The sequence below is a fragment of the Coleofasciculus sp. H7-2 genome (assembly GCF_042747725.1).
Lineage (GTDB): Bacteria > Cyanobacteriota > Cyanobacteriia > Cyanobacteriales > FACHB-T130 > FACHB-T130.
In genome coordinates this window covers 75,275-92,527 of the sequence record NZ_JBHZGO010000048.1, presented here as the reverse complement: position 1 = coordinate 92,527, position 17,253 = coordinate 75,275, and the positions used below count along the sequence as shown (strand labels likewise).

Here is a 17,253-nt window from a genome sequence, read left to right as displayed (position 1 = left end):
AAGAGGCAGTTTCTTCTTCCCCGCAAACTAGAGACTTTATGGGGGGTTTAGACAACTTTTGCCAGAAGTCTAGTGTTTTGATCCCCAAATCTCCGACAAAAGAGGGCAAAAAAGCTCGCGCCACGTTTATAAGCAGAGGTTCGAGCGCGTGCAACACGCGGATGAAACAGCGCCGTGTCCCCCTGCCAGAAAGCCAATTGATCGCTGGCATTTAGGATCGAGTTTTTGGACGCAAACGCATTTTCCGCAACTGGGCAGCAGATGCCGCCTAGAAACTCCTTCCAGAAAGAGTGTATCCCAATCGGGCAACTGGAGAGGGGATGTAAAGTTTTAAATTTAACCAATCAAGTGGAAAATTCCGAATTGTCCCCCTAGCTGACGGGTAACTAGAAAGATAATTGCCCCCAAACCCGCACTAATGGGAAGGGTAATTAGCCAAGCCAGTCCAATCGATTGCAGGGTTTGGAAGCGGATGGATTTCCAGTCTTTAACTGCACCAACGCCAACCACAGCACCGACAAGGGCGTGGGAGGTGGAGACAGGCAAGCCCAGCCGGGAAGCAAGCAAGATGGTAGTGGCGGTTGCGAGTTCGGCGCAGAAGCCACCGCTCGGCTGGAGGGCAATAATGCCTTCTCCAATCGTCGCAATGACTTTTTTGCCCCAGACGGCAAGACCGGCAACGATACCGGCACCGCCCAATACTAGAATCCAGAGGGGAATGCTAAAGCCAGTGATGGGAACGGAACCTGTACGATTAATATAGACGATCGCAGCTAAGGGAGCGATCGCGTTGCCAACATCATTGGAACCGTGGGCAAAGGCAACGAAGCAGGCACTTAATAGCTGAAACCGTGCTAGCTGGCGCTCAATGGGATTTTGGATTTTAGATTTGGAATTTGGGATTTCGCTGTCCTGCTGATTGGCTCCAGCGATAAGCCTTGTGTCTACAAGCTGCTCCTCTGCTTCCTCCTGGGCTAATTGTCGCCAGATGAACCAGGTGAGGGCAACAGAGGCGATCGCGCCAATCAAGAGGGGGATATCGTGGGCAGGGAGGTTGATGCCGAAACTATCTGTCAGCCAAGTGTCTATTGGTTGACTCACAGAGGGTAGAACAATCACCCCAAAGACGCCCAACAACGTCGCACTCAACCAGGGAATCCACTCGCGCAGTTGAAAAAGTGGATTGGGTTGATCGAGAATCCAACGCTTGACAACGCTGTAGAATAACGCGGCAATCGTGCCACTGATTACCGGCGTTATCACCCAGGCGAAGCTGATTAGACCAATTAATGACCAATCGATGGCACCGACACCCGCAGCCACCCAACTAAAACCGGCGATCGCGCCGACTACCGCATGAGATGATGCGACTGGCAAGCCTTTACTTGTGGCAATTTGCAGCCAGACGCCACAGGCTATCAGCACCGAAACCATGCCAATCAGTAGCATCTGAGGTGCGGCAGCGAACAGTTCTGGATTGACAACCCCGGTTGCCAGCGTCTCCGATACGGAACGACCAAACACCACCGCACCTGTAAATTCTAAAACCCCGGCAATGACCAATGCCTGCCGCAGGGTGACAGCCTTCGATCCCACCGACGTTCCCATCGAGTTAGCAACGTCGTTTGCGCCCAGATTCCAGGCAACGTAGAAAGCTAGCAGGGCGACAAAAACAATCATGTCGTAAATATAGATATCGACACGGCTAGTTTAGCCGGTGAAGGATCGCTGAAAACAGGCAACGCTTCAGGTTGTGGATAGTAGATCGGAATTTGAAGCGACAATTTTTACTCTGATCGAGGCAAAATTTGTGTCATTATCGCTGCGGATAAACGCGCCCAACTCTGTATAAGTATCTATTCAACTATTTGGGAAGACCGACTTCTCGATTCGAGCGGTGTGAGTTTAGTAGGGCTAATTTATGCGTTTTCCTAGTGTTGCTGTTTGTACTTTAGCTGCTTTTGTGGCTGGAGGGATGACAGCCCAAGCAAGTGAAAGTCCGAGTTCCGAAGGTTCTCCCCAGGAAGCCGTGACCGATGATGGGAGTGTTGGCACCCCGATGGTGACTCCCAGGAGTATGGCAGCGATCGCGGCACCAGAAATACAACAAGAACCACTATTGATATCCAGGCAGGAAGTTCTGCGATCGCCTTCTCAGAATGCCCCAGGATTAGCTGCAAGGCAACTTCCGGCATTGACAGCCGCCCCCCAAACCGATTTGGCAGAAATCCCAGAAGCTGCGGCGCTTCCCCCAAATAACATCCTCACAGAGTTATCAACAGCTTCTGATGTTAACCAGCCTGCATCCGATGAGTCCGCGAGGAAAGCTTCTGACTTAGCTTCCTTCCGAAATGGGGAAACCGTTAACGAAGTGGCTGTGAATGAACGAACGATACCCAGTGGAGATGCATTCACATTCAAGGCTGAAGCACTCCGCCCAGATCCGGCGATCGCTCACTCGTCAACGGCTACAACCAGCCAGTTAATCGCAAAGACGGAACCGAAAGCCGGAAATACCTGTGCCTCGCAAAGAAACAAGAACGTTAAATCCTTAGATGATGCAACTTATCAGGTTGCACAAGAAGTAACCACACCGGCTACAGAACGCTGTCCGAGTCCGGAACCTGTTGCGCCGCTAGCGTTGCCAGCACCCATCGAGGAATTTGAATCTTCGCCAGCCCTGAGCATTTATATCCCAGTTGGCTATGGTGCAGATAGAAACACCGCCTTTATCAGTGGCACCTATCAACCCACCGTGCGAGAAGATAGCGGTTCTGTGGGCGCTGCGGGGATAGGCATCGGGTTAGGCAATGCCGATAAAGCCGTGGGCGTAGAACTATCCTACGCCTTAGCGACAAATGACAGCTTCGGCGAAGGTGGCTTTAATGGCAAGCTGCATCGTCGATTTGGGGGAGATGTATCCGCAGCATTAGGCTGGAATGGCTTTTTAAATATTGGTCGCAACGACTTTGAACAATCCAAATATGGAGTTGTTACCAAAGTATTCCGAACGCGAGAATCTCTCAATGATGCTTTCAGTCGCGTTGCTTTTACGGTTGGTGTCGGCGATGGACAGTTCCGTTCCGACGGTGCGGTTGATGCTGGTGAAAACAATATCAACGTGTTTGGAAATTTGGCAGTTCGAGTTGTTCGACCTGTTAGTTTGATTGCGGAATGGACAGGACAGGACTTAGCATTAGGTCTTTCCATTGCTCCCTTCAAAAACTTTCCTTTTGTGATTACTCCAGCCTTACGCGACGTTGCGGGTGCGGGTGACGGCTCTCGATTTGTATTAGGTGTTGGGACAGCATTGAAGTTTTAAGGAGGAGTACCCCAAATGCACACCATAAAATCTCTGGGTTGGGTTGTTGGTTTATCAATTGTGGCGCTGGGTATTGCTGCGCCTGCTAGAGCCGACCGTAGTTATTCTGACATCACGGGAACTAATATCTGGAACAACACGGCACCCGTCTTTGATACTGATGACAAGTTAGATCCGGAACTAACTGCAAATATTACTCGGCTCAACCAAGAGTCAGAAGCAGCTTTTCAAGCCTGCGGGGCAGCCCTGACGGAGCAAACTCCCTCTGTCCGCCGGTTTACTCGACAGCCTCAAACACCACCCCCGGTTCCCCAGGCGTGTCAGCGGCTAGAGGAGTTAAGGACAGAAGTAGAAAATTTGAGAACTACTTTGCAGCAAAAAGACATTTCCAGAGCCAACTCCGGTTTGCGGACTTGGTAGAGGTTCGGTTGTCAGTTGCACAGTCATTCTAGTGTGAGCAGGAGCAAGAATACGATGAGGCAGATGAAGCGTAAAAACGGTAGAACCGCCAGGTTCAAGTGGCTACTGGGAGCGATCGCCGCTGGGTTTGTGGGTGCTTTGGCAACGCCCGTTCACGCTGAAGATGTGTTTGGAGAAGCTGTCCAGTTCCCGGTGGATACGACGATTGAATTTGAATTCAAAGAGTCCCACGGAGCTTATCGATCAACGCTTGGCGTTGTCAATTTAGATACGGGTGAACAGACAGTGCTGTTTCAGGAAGTCAAACCCTATGACGGCTTCGGAAGCGAACAGCCTCAGCCTTCCTCGCCCGGTCAAAATAATATTGGCACGGCAATCGATTTTCTGGGGACAGTTGATGGGGGAGCCGTAGAAAACCGACTCAGCGAATATACTTTTAAGGCGAATACCCGGTATGCTTTCTACCTGGAATCTGTTAGCCCTACGGGTCAAACTCGACGCAGCGTCAGATCCACTAGCAACTTGGCAGCTGCGTTTAATGGCAGTTTGGATGGTGGCACGAACGAAGAAATTACTGGCGTTCGCATCGCTTGGGATGATACAGGACTACCCCAACCTGGAAAAGATGAGGATTTCGATGACTTCGTGATTGAGGCGGGAGGGTTCCCACCTGTTCCCTGTCCGCCAATCCGCTAATCGCAATTTCATTATTTTGATCCCCCAGCCCCCCTGAAAAAGAGGGGTAACAGTTGGGGGATTTTGTTTTGAGTAGATTATCAATTAACGAGAGCGATAGCGAAGCGCCGACCTGTCGGTTCGCGCTTTTATAGAGATGGGGATGCGATCGCTCTTATCTATTAACAGATGAATAGAGATACCGAGCGTGAATTTCCGCCTCTGTAGCCAGAAAGTCACTAAATCTTTCATGGCTTCTAATGAAAGAAGTTTGATTTGTTCCTTCGCAGTAGGAGTAAGTCGGCGGATTGTCTCCTTCCGAAAGTCTGAAAAAGCTGAACTGATACCCCTGGTGCATTGAGAAAACAAAGGTATCTTCTGGCAGAGATTCGCAAAAGTTATTTTCCTCTAATAACTCAATTGCCCACTTTTGCAGGTAGGGCAGATGTTCAAAGAAACAGTCCGAACCCCGTAAAAATTTACCTGCACCATACCCCATAGATAAGAGAAATTCCCGATAGGCTTTTGGTAGGGAAATCCCCAACTGCCGCTCAAGCTCAATTACTTCATCTTGGGTACAGCCCACCTGTTCATCTGGCGATGCGATTTTTAGTTCTATCAGTTGTTTTTTTACCTTATCTAGGTACATGGCTATTAACTCTTTGAAGCCTCGCATTTATAATATTAATATCTTTTACTGTTAATCACTCATTACTAAAATTGGGGAAGTAGGAAGGTGGTGCGGGGACATCAAGCCATTACCCCCTCCCCCGTCCCCCTAATAATAAGTGTTCAACCGGAAACGATATAATTAACCATAGTTAACCGTCAGGATAATGTTTGGGAACCGCCTGCGAAATTGCTGAATAACATTGCTACAGGAATCACAGGGCGGTCGTTCTGTGAACAGATTGATAATGCCTTCAACTTCTGGAGTCTGAGCATATCGGGATGCCAGTTCCTCAAGAAGTTTGTATTCACTATCATAGCCTCGTGAATGTCCAGGCGGGACTTCAAAAGTTTCAAATAAAGGCTCCTGAAGTAAACCAACGGTTCCTGAACGATTAGATTGACCGCTAATAGCTATCAGTTCGCCACTGTCACCGTCAATCTGGAAGTCAGCAAAGGCAATATTTTTGAACGGCGACACCTTTAACTGTTGCCGAACTTGATCAACTCGATTGAGTGATTCTGCCGGATTGGCATTATCACTGTCTTCCATATCTTTAAACGGCTCTCTAAATTGAATAGCAGAGCTTTTATGGCTTAGGTTTCCCATTATTATTTCTAGGTAATTAATATAGTAAATAAAAATATATATAGCAGTCCTAAATGATTCGTGAAGGCAAGATCCCCGACTTATTAGAGAAGTCGGGGATCTGAACCGCTGGCATCTCACAATTCAAATAGGATTACTATATATATATTATCTTTTAAAGTTAAAATTGTCAACCTATTTATAAAATTTCAGTCGCGCTCGCATAGGAGAATGTCAGGTGGTAAGTGAAATCGCGCCCAAAAGCCTTGCCAATTAACGATTTGCCCTAAAGTCGTGGCGGCGATTGCCTTCACTTCACCATTCAATAATGATGGTTTTTGTCAAGCGCGATCGCGCTCATTCTGCTAATAGATTGATAGATGTATTTATCTGAATTAAAAAAGCGATCGCATCTCCTATTTCCGCCTCAATTGAAGCGCGATCTCTAACTGCTACCTATTCCAACTGATCTGGATCGATATTCAACTCGCGTAGTTTTGCTGCTAGCCGTTCAGCGCGTTGCTGGGCGGCGGCGGCTTCCGCTTGGGCGGCGGCGACTTCCGCTTGGGCGGCGGCGACTTCCGCTTGGGCGGCGGCGACTTCCTGCTGGACAGCTACAACTTCCTGCTGGGCGACGGCGGCTTGTTGCTGGGCTTCTTCACCCGGAGTTAGAATTAACTCTGCGGATGCTGTAAACCACCTTAACCAAGTTCGTTCAATATTTTCATAACTACCTTGCCACAAACCTAAACTTAGCTCTAACTGAGGAATTAACAAACGTCCATCAGTCAATTCTGTTCGTTCGTAAGCACCAGCCACCAGACGAAATGCTTGCATCTCATTTGTATAGCCGCTGAAAACAATGTAGTAAGGAACCCTCAGAATCTGCTCGTAAACTTGCCATTTAGTGGGTGGTTTTCCTCTCTCGGAAACAGTGCGCCCTAAGTCTTCATCCTCAGTGCTTGGTGACAATAACTCAACGACAACAAACGGACTGGCTTGTTCTTGCCATAGAACATAGCTTAAGCGCAATTTGTCACCATCGTAGAGTCTGGGAACTCCCAAAACGGCAAACCAATCTGGGCGTTTATACCAATTGGGATGGCGAAGCTCGTAATAAATATTCAGATCGGCACCGATGAAAATTTCCTCTGGAGTAAAGTTAGCTGGCTTGAAAGTTTGTCGTAACAGCGACGGCTGATATCCGTGATATTCGTCTGGCAAACCAGGTTCCTCTGGATCTTCGCTAGGTAAATCGTACATCGTCGGCAATGTCAGCCTGGGTGAAAGAGGCGGATCGGTTTGAGGGGGTAGGCGACTTGTGTTAGTCATGGTTCTCTCTTGGGCATATAACTTTAACTTAAATATGCCACAAAGCTAATATTTTTACCCTTAATTTGGGGCGCGATCGCTCTCATCTTCTAATTGATAAGTAGATATATTTAGCTGAATTCCCAAAGCGATCCAGATGAGCTAGCGATCGCCTTTATAGGATAATAAACATAGTATTATTGATGTTGCCGATCTGTCTCCTCGTCCGTACCAGGTGGCAGGGCGAAATTGCCCCAATAAAGTTTCGTTGTCGTATCAATATCTAGCAGAAATAAGGTTAGAGAAGTTTCTGGTTGAGAAATGACAGCAACGTGACTGGCTATCCCCAGCGTGTTAGCGTGACGAAAGGATTCGGGTAAGACTCGGATAGTGGATAAGGGTACATCTATCAAAGCGGGAACGGTTTCTACGGAGATACCATACAATTCGCTTTCTGTATTTTGAATAACGATCAGGTAGGCTCCCTGAAGGTTTTCGTGGGTTGGATTGGATGGAAATAACCGCTGCTGTAGATCCAAAACGGTTACTTCGCGATCGCCTACATGAGCAATTCCTACCCCATTCAGTCCGCTTCCATAAATCTGGGTAGAATTCAACACTTTGTAGATAGATTCAATCCGCAAACCCAAGTTTAAGCTACCAATGCTAAAGACAAGCACTTTGATAGCGGGTACAGCAGCGGAAACATCTAACCGATCAAAATCCGGGGGAGTTGAGTTGATTAAAGTACTGTTCATGCCTTTTTTTCATGGGAAAGTAAGATTCATCCCTCCCCATTCACGGAGAGGGTTGAGGTGGGGTTCTGAACTGAAATTGATGTTTTTAAAAACATTGAGATGCTCCCATTATGATGAGCCAAGAACGGCAGTTGCTCCTAAAGATTCACTTTTGTCAAAGAGGGCTTTGAGTGCTGCTAAAAATTCTTGCTCTAAGTAAGGTTTGCTAAAGTAAGCACTGGCTCCCAAGTGAGTTGCTAATTGTCGATGTTTTTCACTACTGCGGGAAGTAAGCATCGCTACGGGTATTTTCGATAGCTGCGGATCTTGACGACGATGGTTGAGAAATTCAAAGCCATTTAGGTTAGGCATTTCCACATCGCAAACCACCATTTGAATGTTGGAATTTTGCTGTAACTGTTCGATGGCTTCCCGCCCATCTCTTGCTTGTAAGACGCGGTATCCTGCTTTTTGTAGTGTTAAAGCTAAAGTTTGTCGTAGGGTGATCGAGTCATCTACGATTAATATTAAAGGCGATTTGGCAGCGATCGCTAATACTTTAGTTTTGTCAATTAATGCAGTTTTGATGGGAGAAGCAGTTGGCAGATCGGTGAAAGTAGTTGTAGCGATCGCGTTCTTACTTTGCCCCATCATCTGGCTGAGAAGCATTGCACCATCAATCACCGGAATCAGGCTCCCATCTCCTAAAATAGTGCAACCGTAAATATAACTTGGCGGCGCGATCGCAGCACCAAAGGGTTTAATCACCAATTCTTGCTCTGTGACCAAGCGATCGATTTCTAAGGCAAGAATTTGGTTATCTCGGCGGATTAGCAGCATCGGCGGTGCCCAATCTTCGGGAGTAGGAACGGCGACTAAAGCTTGGCTGGGAATTGATTCGGGCAACGGACAACTATAGTCTAGTAATTCTGATAAGTGATAGACAGGAACGATTCGCTTGCGCCAGTGCAAGAATCTCTGTTTTCCAGAGTGCTTCATCTGGTCAGCTTTCGGAATTACGATTTCTTCAATGCTGTCAGCGGGGAAGGCATAAGCGGCGGAACCGACCAAGCAGACGAGTAATTTGGCAATCGTCAACGTCAGCGGGATGCGTAACGTAAAGGTGGTACCTCGTCCGGGAGTGGTGGTGACGGTGATGGTGCCTTTGAGCGATCGCAACTGCGATCGCGCCACATCTAATCCCACACCTCGACCAGACAGTTCGCTGACTTGAGCCGCAGTAGAAAATCCTGGCTCAAATAGCAAATCTAAAAGTCGAGTTGTTGGAGTTGTAGCCACTTGTTCTGGTGAAATCAACCCTAACTCTAGCGCTTTCAAACGGATGCGTTCTAAGTTGGCTCCTTGACCGTCATCCCGCACTTCAATAATCGTGTGACTTCCCTGATGATAAGCCTGAATTTCAATCTGACCTCGCTCCGGTTTCCCTTGCTGACGGCGTATTTCTGGTGGCTCAATGCCATGATCGAAGGCATTTCGGAGCAAGTGCAGTAAAGGGTCGTTGAGTTTTTCTAAAGCTGCTTTATCAACTAAAACTCCCGTCCCACTTAATTTCAGATCGACTGGCTTTTTGTATTTTGTGGAAAGGTCGCGCAATACTCTAGGAAAACGACTCAACACTTCGCGCAGGGGAAGCATCCGCGCCCACATCAAATCATCCCGCAAGTGGGCGATCATTTGACGTTGACCTTCTAGAGTTTGGCTTGACTGTCCAGCTAAGTGTGCCACATCCCCGACGATTTCTTCGAGTTGCACCATTTCTTCAAGACTTTCTTGCAGCATTGAGTGTAATTCTCCATAGCTGTCCATCTCTAGGGAGTCAAAAGAAGAAATTAGGGGTGTATAGTTACTGGAAGAAAGGGTATTTGGCTCTACATTTTCTCCGATTCCAGACGCGGTGAATCGCCTTTCTACACCCGGTTTTCCTGCTCTTTGAGATGCGATTTGTAAGTCTGGCGAAGTAGAATGGCGTTCTGGAGCCACTATCATTTGGTCTGATAAATCGCGCAGATGATTGGCGATTTCCTGAAATTTAGCAAACCGCCGCAGCAGTTCTTGCACAGTTGCTTGCAGTTGTTCGTTTTGTAGGGAAAGACCATTTCGGTTAATGGCAAGTTCCCCCACCAAATTATTCATTCGTTCCAGTCGATCTAGGTCAACTCGAACAGAAAGTTGGGGAGTAGAATTGGTAGTAGCTATGGTTTCTTTTTTGTCTTTGGCAACAGGCGATTTAGCTAGTCTGGAGGCTTTAGACGCTGGTTTTTCGCTTTCACTCTGAATTATCTGAGGCGAATTTTCTTTGTTTCTTATATTGACAGGAAGCTCGGTTACGGAAGGCAAACTGTCAAATACTTGCTCAATTTTCTGAACGATTTCTTGAATATTCTCTGGCGATTTTGTTTCAATTAATTCTGAATGCTGTTTTGGAGTTAGCGGTAAAAATTCTTCAGAAACTAGCTCTAATTCAGGAATTTCCTGAATGATTCCAATCGGCTCCGATACCTCAAAAGAGGATAAGTTTTCAATTTCTAAAGCTGGCGATGAGACAAAGCTACCAAAAATATCATCTAGAGAAGGAGTGGTAGTTAGTATCTCTTCTTGATTCAATAACTCAATTTGTGGATCTTCCTTGGCTGCGGGTAGTGCCGGAAGTTTGAGTCCATCAAAAGAGGAAAAGTTAGCAATTTCTGTTGTTTTCTGATTTGAGTTAGAATCAGGAAAAATTTCATCCAGACAAGAAATTGAAGTGAGTTCCTCTTCTTGGTAAATTAACTTAGTTTCAGGAATTTCTTCAGCTGCGAATAGTGCCGAAACGTCTAGGAAATCTTCATTTATTTCAGATGTGAGGACAGAGCTACCAAAAATATCATCAATAGAAGAAAAGGAGAACGCTGATTCCTCTTCATCTTCAGTCAGTAGCTCTAATTCGGAAGCCGGTTCTATGACTGTAACTGCTGCTACGGGCGTTTGAACCGAAGAAGGAGCGGCAAGTTTTGTTAAAGCGGGGGATGTCGATCCGCCAAGCGAGCGATCGCCTGCGAGTACGCCTTTCCTCCCTGCCAGAAAATCAACTAATGCCAGTTTAGCAATCTGCAAGGCTTGTTCGGGATGAGCATCAAGAGCCACCAAAGTAGTTTGAGCGATCGCTCCAAATCCTGGCAAATTTAATAATTCTGCGATGCCAATAAATACATCGGCGAGTGCCCGCAATTCTCCGGCTACTTGATTGCTTTCAGGATGGGCTAAAACATTGGTGAGACGCTCTAGTTCCTGCGCCACGTCCACTTCAAATATCGATAAGGTTATATCGATTCCCAATTCTACCGAGTTGGGTAAAACTTCCTCTCCGGTGAGGAAATCTCCTAATTGCGCCTCAATTTTAGCAAACACGGGTTCTGCGATCGCCATTGCCTGTTCTGCGTTGAAATGACCCGCCATAATCTGCTCCATTAAAGGGAGGCGAAGACAATCATAAGCTTGCAGCAACAAGCTTTCTAGTTCGGCATCAATCTCTAACTCTTTGTTGTGGAGCGCCTTAAAGATATCTTCGAGGCGGTGAGCGATCATTTTGATCGTTTCCAGTCCCACGCAAGCAGATCCCCCTTTAATCGAGTGAGCCGCACGCATGAGACTGTGAACTTTAGCGGTAGTCCGCTCTGTCTTAAGCGTCAGCAGTTCCGATTCGATGACCTGCAACAGCTCTGGAGCTTCTTGAATGAAGAACTGATAGGCTTGGTCGCGGATATCAGAGTCGAGCGCCATAATACTAAATTGGTAATTGGTAATTGGTAATTGATAATTGGGGAAAAGGCGTATGGGGATTGGTAATTGGTAATTGATAATTGGGGAAAAGGGGTTTGGTAATTGATAATTGGTTGGATTCTTACCCCTTCCCATTACCGATTACCCATTACCGATTACCCATTACCGATTACCCATTACCGATTACCCATTACCCATTACCGATTACCCATTAGCTGACTTTAAATTGCCCCACGTTTGCTTGCAGTTCTTGCGCCAACGCTAGCAATTCCTTAAAGGATGCCGATACATCAGTGGCTCCCGTTGAGGTTTTAGTGGCGATCGCTGCCACGTCGGTCATGGTTTTGGTGACTGCATCGGAAGCTTTGGATTGCACGACAGCCGCTTGGGCGATCGCTTCCACCAAGGCGCTGATCTGGGCGCTGGCAGTCGTAATTTTGTTCAGGCTTTGGCGGGTTTCATCCACCAGTTTCGTACCTGTGACGACCTGCTCGGTGCCTGCTTCCATCGCCGCTACCACCTCATTGGTTTCTGCTTGAATGCCTGCAACCAGCTTTTCGATTTCCGCCGTTGCTGCCGCCGATTGCCGCGCCAGCGATCGCACTTCATCCGCAACTACGGCGAAGCCTCGACCCTCTTCCCCAGCGCGTGCCGCCTCAATTGAAGCATTTAGCGCCAACAAGTTAGTTTGAGCAGCAAATGTGCCAATCAGGTTCACCACTTTGGAAATCTTTTGCGAAGATTCGCCCAAACGCTTGACTTTTTTGGAGGTTTCTGCAACCGTCTCCCGAATCGCTAGAATCCCGTCCACCGTGCGGTTCATGGCAGCATCACCCTCCTTCACAATCTGCGTCGCTTGTTGAACCGCAGCTTCCGCTTGTTCGGCATTGGCAGCAACCGCTCGAATCGAAGTGGACATTTCCTGAATTTGATCCAGCGCCGCTAAAATTTCCTCCGATTGCCGTAAAGCTTCTGCCGATAGCTCTTGGACAGAGACTTCATTGCTGCTGGTGGTTGCCGCCACTTGTTTGGCGGCAGTTTGCACCTGGCTGACAATTTTCCGCAAGCTACCGATCGTGGCATTGTAGGAGTCAGCAATCGTGCCGATTTCATCCTCAGTCACTTGCGCCCGAATGGTGAGGTCTCCTTTACTGACGGGATCGACTTCCAGCAGCAGTTCCAGCGCTCGTTTTTGGAGGGCTTCCTTGGCTGACCTTTGCTGTTCGGCATTTGCAGATTGTTGGCGGGTCGCTTCCTCTTGCGCTGCCAGCAAAGTTTGAATCTGTTCCAGCAGCGTCGCTTGGTTGAGGGCAATCCCCACTTGAGTTGCCAACTGGATGAATAAATCGATTTCACCCTTCTGCCAAATCCGAGTCCCCGAACATTGATGAGCAATCATCAAGCCGAATAGCTGGTTATCTACCACGATGGGCACGACCAAGTTGGCTTTGACTTGAAAGCGCTCCAACATCTTAATGTGACACTCGTTCAGACCCGCTTGATAAATATCGTCAATCGCACGAATGCGCCCTTTGTTGTAGCTTCCCCCTTGGGTCTCTTTCAAGCAGGTATCTTCGATTCTGACCCCTTGAGTTGGCATCCAACCCGTCGCCACAGATTCTGCAATTACCATCCCATCCCAGCTCGCATCGAAGCGATAGACGATCAAGCGATCCGTTTTAAATGCGCGTCGCACCTCTTGGACTGCTGTATTAAGAATGTCTTCCAGCTTCAGAGTTTCCCGGATGCGGAGGGTAATCATTGACAAAAGTTGCGATCTCGTGGCTTGAGCTTCTTTCTGTTCCAGATAGCTGATGCGGTCTATCGCCAAACCAACTTGATTGGACAACTGCGTGCAGATAGCGACTTCAGACTGCTGCCAAGTCCGAGGGGTTGAACACTGCTGGATACACATTAAGCCCAGTAATTTATCACCGCTGACAATCGGGGCGATGACATTGGCTTTGATTTTTAATCGCTCGTACAACTCAACGTGACAAGGGGCGAGATTCGCTTGATAGATGTCATCGATAACAAACACGCGACCTTTGCGGTACAACTCCACCCCCGCCTCTGAGTCGGTGAAATAGGTATCTGCCACTTTCATGTTCATGCAGGTCGGTAATCCGGGCGTCACCGCTTCCGCAACAACATCTCCACTCCAATCTGGGTTGAAGCGATACAAAAACACCCGTTCTGCATTTAGGATTTGTTGAGCGCCAACCACTGCTTTCTCGAAAACCTCTTTAACATCGAGAGATTCACGAGCGCTGTTGGCAATATCTGCAAACAGTTGTGTCAAATTGGCTTCGACTTCTCGCTGTTTTGTTTCCGCTTCCTTCTGTTTGAGGAAACTGATCCGGTCTAAAGCTAAGCCGACTTGAGTAGACAACTGCGAGCAAAAATCGACTTCATACTGCTGCCAAGTCCGAGGATTAGAACACTGCTGCGTACACATCAAACCCAGTAATCTGTCACCGCTGACAATCGGGGTAATCACATTGGCTTTGATTTTTAATCGCTCGTACAACTCAATGTGACAACCTGTAAGATTGGCTTGATAGATGTCATTAATGACAAATACGCGACCCTTACGATACTTTTCTACCCCCACATCCGAGTCGGTGAAGTAGGTATCGGTAACGGTCATTTTTAGGCACGAAGGCAAGCCTGCCGTCACCGCTTCCGCAACAACATCTCCACTCCAATCCGGGTTAAAGCGATACAAAAACACCCGTTCTGCATTCAGGATTTGTTGAGCGCCAACAACAGCTTTCTCAAATATTTCCTTGACATCTAGCGACTCACGAGCGCTAGTAGCAATATCGGCACACAACTGAATGCGTTTGGCTTCAACTTCTTGCTGTTTTGCTTCAGCTTCCTTCTGTTCTAAGAAACTTATTCTGTCTAGAGCTAAGCCGACTTGAGTAGACAACTGCGAGCAAAAATCGACTTCATACTGCTGCCAAGTCCGAGGATTTGAACACTGCTGCGTACACAGCAAGCCCAATAATTTATCACCGCTGACAATCGGGGTAATCACATTGGCTTTAATTTTTAATCGCTCATACAACTCAACGTGGCAATAAGTCAAACCAGCTTGGTAAATATCATTGATGACAAATACGCGACCATTGCGATATCGTTCTACCCCCACATTCGAGTCGGTGAAGTAAGTATCGGTAACGGTCATTTTTAGGCAGGAAGGCCAACCGGGTGCAACTGATTCGGCGACTACATCCCCACTCCAATCCGGGTTAAAGCGATACAAAAACACCCGTTCTGAATTCAGGATTTGTTGAGCGCCAACAACGGCTTTCTCAAATATTTCCTTGACATCTAGCGACTCACGAGCGCTAGTAGCAATATCGGCACACAACTGAATGCGTTTGGCTTCAACTTCTTGCTGTTTTGCTTCAGCTTCCTTCTGTTCTAAGAAACTTATTCTGTCTAGAGCTAAGCCGACTTGAGTAGACAACTGCGAGCAAAAATCGACTTCATACTGCTGCCAAGTCCGAGAATTTGAACACTGCTGCGTACACAGCAAACCCAGCAATCTGTCACCGCTGACAATCGGGGTAATCACATTGGCTTTGATTTTTAATCGTTCATACAACTCAATGTGACAACCCGTAAGATTGGCTTTGTAGATGTCATTGATGACAAACACGCGACCATTGCGGTATCGTTCTACCCCCGTTGGAGAGTCGGTGAAGTAGGTGTCCGTGACGGTCATTTTTAAGCAGGAAGGCCAACCTGGTGCAATTGATTCGGCGACTACATCTCCACTCCAATCTGGGTTGAAGCGATACAAAAACACCCGTTCAGCTTTGAGGATTTGTTGAGTTCCTTGAACTGCTTTCTCAAAAATTTCTTTGACATCTAACGATTCCCTGGCGCTGGTGGCAATATCGGCACACAACTGTAATCGCTTGGCTTCAACTTCTTGTTGTTTAGCTTCAACTTCCCGCTTTTGCAAATAGCCAATCCGGTCTATCGCTAGACCTAATTGAGTGGAAACTTGGGTGCAGAAATCGACTTCAGACTGCTGCCAAGTCCGGGGTGTTGAACACTGTTGCGTACACATCAAGCCGAGTAGTTTGTCGCCGCTAATCAGCGGGGTAATTACATTGGCTTTGATTTTTAATCGCTCATACAACTCAAGGTGACAAGGGGTGAGATTGGCTTTGTAGATGTCATCAATGACAAACACGCGACCCTTCCGATATAGTTCTACTCCCACCTTTGAAGATGTGAAGTAGGTATCAGCCACCTTGATTTTCATGCAGGTTGGCAATCCGGGCGCAACGGCTTCGGCAACAACATAGCCACTCCAGTCAGGGTTGAAGCGATAGATGAATACTCGTTCTGCGTTCAGGATTTGTTGAGTGCCTTGAACTGCTTTCTTGAATACTTCGTGAGTATCTAGAGATTCCCTGGCACTGGTAGCAATATCGGCACACAGTTGTAATCGCTTTCCTTCAACTTCTTGTTTGTTTAACAAGTCTTTAACTCGGGCCACCAAGTTATTAAAGCTGACAGCTAGAGTTTGGGTTTCAGTAGTACCGCGAGGTTCAACGTAGGCATCCAAATTTCCGGCAGCAACCTGCTCTGATGTACCCGTCAATTCTTTCAAAGGAGCGGACCAGCGGCGTGCTAAACTCACCACAATACCTGCACCTACGGCTCCCAAGGAAAGAAAAATTAGGATAAAAATTAGTCCATGCTCATTTCCGGCGGCAGCAATTTCAGAAAGGTCAATTGAGCTGACACTGACCAAATCGATGCCGGGAACTGCGGCAAGGCTATATTTTCTGCCGTCCCGATCGAAGGAGGTACTCAGAACTAATTGTCCCTGTTTGTGAACGTAAGGGATAATGGTGAGTCCCTGGAGCGAACCTGTAGTTGCAACGTAGCTTGGCTTTTTCCCTGGGGTGGGGTTTTCCCTAAAATTAGCCTTTTGTACTTCGAGTTCTGCTAATAGAGCCGTTGCTTTTTGTAAAATCGGATCGCCACCCAGCACTTCTGTCTGAGCGATCGCGCCATTAGATGTAATGGTACTAATAACGGCTTTGCTGACTGGAGCCAAAATCTGAATTTTTTCAGAGTTACTCAGTCCCACATGATCCAACGGCACCGCCAAATCGTCAAAGTTGGCAGCACGAGCAACATTAATAGTTAAGGGATTTTCTGCCAAAGACGACGAAACTCTTAAAGCATCCTTGACTTTTGTGCCAGCCAAATCGGAGGATAGCATCGCGTCATTCCATAATTTCGCCTCCGTGCGCCCAGCTGCTTGATAATTGGTAATCGCCCAGCTCACCATACCAGCGATCGCTAGCGGTGCTAGTACCACAGGTAAGATTGTTCTCAACAATTGGCTGCGGAGCGTGCGGCTTTTGGGTACATTCAGTTGTGGCGACGGCGGGTTAAGGTTGCCTTGCTCTGTTTGCTCTAGTTGACCTTTAACCTTGTTCTCTACCTTTTGCTCAAGATTTTGAGAGCCGTTTAAATCTTGTTGGTTAGGAATGAGCTTAAGAGGAGGGGGTTGATGGCTAACACTTGTCTTTCGACCCCTGAGGCGACGCTTAATATTGGCTTTTGTTGTATTGGATTGAGGATCGGAAGGTGTCTTCATAGCTTTAACTTTGCTAAAGGTAGATGAGTGTGGCGAGTTGAATTGATTAAGGGATATAGAGGTTAAAAAAAATGAAATTCCAGACTGAAAGAAAGAAATCTGGATATTCAAA

General features: G+C 47.3%; 10 protein-coding genes. 3 read left to right on the top strand and 7 right to left on the bottom strand.

Translation table 11 applies throughout. The features are described from left to right. Positions 1-336 precede the first annotated feature (336 nt). Positions 337-1,680: an inorganic phosphate transporter gene (locus tag ACFW2W_RS11625; protein ID WP_378177678.1), complete on the bottom strand. Its 1,344-nt coding sequence runs from the start codon at positions 1,678-1,680 to the stop codon at positions 337-339. A 241-nt stretch (positions 1,681-1,921) separates the two neighbouring features. On the opposite strand from ACFW2W_RS11625, the gene ACFW2W_RS11620 reads away from it, so the two are divergent. From ACFW2W_RS11620 to ACFW2W_RS11610, 3 genes are read left to right on the top strand one after another with little or no spacing between them, the layout of a single operon-like run. Continuing rightward, a complete protein-coding gene (locus ACFW2W_RS11620; RefSeq protein WP_378177675.1) occupies positions 1,922-3,322 on the top strand; it encodes a hypothetical protein in 1,401 nt (466 codons plus the stop codon). A 15-nt stretch (positions 3,323-3,337) separates the two neighbouring features. Then, on the top strand, positions 3,338-3,742 hold the full coding sequence (locus tag ACFW2W_RS11615; protein ID WP_378177672.1) for a hypothetical protein: 405 nt from the start codon (positions 3,338-3,340) through the stop codon (positions 3,740-3,742). A 54-nt stretch (positions 3,743-3,796) separates the two neighbouring features. Continuing rightward, entirely contained in the window at positions 3,797-4,438 is a 642-nt protein-coding gene (locus tag ACFW2W_RS11610) for a hypothetical protein (protein WP_378177669.1), read from the top strand. A 154-nt stretch (positions 4,439-4,592) separates the two neighbouring features. On the opposite strand, the gene ACFW2W_RS11605 is transcribed toward ACFW2W_RS11610, so the two are convergent. The 6 genes from ACFW2W_RS11605 to ACFW2W_RS11580 form a co-directional block, all read right to left on the bottom strand. After that, positions 4,593-5,066: an SMI1/KNR4 family protein gene (locus ACFW2W_RS11605; protein ID WP_378177666.1), complete on the bottom strand. Its 474-nt coding sequence runs from the start codon at positions 5,064-5,066 to the stop codon at positions 4,593-4,595. Between the two features lie 162 nt (positions 5,067-5,228). Beyond that, entirely contained in the window at positions 5,229-5,639 is a 411-nt protein-coding gene (locus ACFW2W_RS11600; RefSeq protein WP_378177662.1) for a deaminase domain-containing protein, read from the bottom strand. Positions 5,640-6,131: 492 nt separating this feature from the next. Beyond that, positions 6,132-7,007 (bottom strand): Uma2 family endonuclease, encoded by an 876-nt coding sequence (locus tag ACFW2W_RS11595; protein ID WP_378177659.1) that lies wholly within the window; start codon positions 7,005-7,007, stop codon positions 6,132-6,134. 176 nt (positions 7,008-7,183) lie between these two features. Next, positions 7,184-7,744 (bottom strand): chemotaxis protein CheW, encoded by a 561-nt coding sequence (locus ACFW2W_RS11590; RefSeq protein ID WP_378177656.1) that lies wholly within the window; start codon positions 7,742-7,744, stop codon positions 7,184-7,186. Between the two features lie 108 nt (positions 7,745-7,852). Further along, positions 7,853-11,503, bottom strand: coding sequence for a response regulator (locus ACFW2W_RS11585; protein WP_378177653.1), 3,651 nt, complete (start codon positions 11,501-11,503; stop codon positions 7,853-7,855). A gap of 211 nt (positions 11,504-11,714) precedes the next feature. Further along, positions 11,715-17,141, bottom strand: coding sequence for a GAF domain-containing protein (locus ACFW2W_RS11580; RefSeq protein WP_378177650.1), 5,427 nt, complete (start codon positions 17,139-17,141; stop codon positions 11,715-11,717). Positions 17,142-17,253: the final 112 nt, after the last annotated feature.

Excerpts from the sequence above, each read along its gene's own strand:
- ACFW2W_RS11605 (WP_378177666.1), bottom strand. The coding sequence starts at position 5,066 with ATGTACCTAGATAAGGTAAAAAAACAACTGATAGAACTAAAAATCGCA.
- ACFW2W_RS11620 (WP_378177675.1), top strand. The coding sequence starts at position 1,922 with ATGCGTTTTCCTAGTGTTGCTGTTTGTACTTTAGCTGCTTTTGTGGCT.
- ACFW2W_RS11615 (WP_378177672.1), top strand. The coding sequence starts at position 3,338 with ATGCACACCATAAAATCTCTGGGTTGGGTTGTTGGTTTATCAATTGTG.
- ACFW2W_RS11625 (WP_378177678.1), bottom strand. The coding sequence starts at position 1,680 with ATGATTGTTTTTGTCGCCCTGCTAGCTTTCTACGTTGCCTGGAATCTG.
- ACFW2W_RS11595 (WP_378177659.1), bottom strand. The coding sequence starts at position 7,007 with ATGACTAACACAAGTCGCCTACCCCCTCAAACCGATCCGCCTCTTTCA.
- ACFW2W_RS11610 (WP_378177669.1), top strand. The coding sequence starts at position 3,797 with ATGAGGCAGATGAAGCGTAAAAACGGTAGAACCGCCAGGTTCAAGTGG.
- ACFW2W_RS11580 (WP_378177650.1), bottom strand. The coding sequence starts at position 17,141 with ATGAAGACACCTTCCGATCCTCAATCCAATACAACAAAAGCCAATATT.
- ACFW2W_RS11585 (WP_378177653.1), bottom strand. The coding sequence starts at position 11,503 with ATGGCGCTCGACTCTGATATCCGCGACCAAGCCTATCAGTTCTTCATT.
- ACFW2W_RS11600 (WP_378177662.1), bottom strand. The coding sequence starts at position 5,639 with ATGGAAGACAGTGATAATGCCAATCCGGCAGAATCACTCAATCGAGTT.
- ACFW2W_RS11590 (WP_378177656.1), bottom strand. The coding sequence starts at position 7,744 with ATGAACAGTACTTTAATCAACTCAACTCCCCCGGATTTTGATCGGTTA.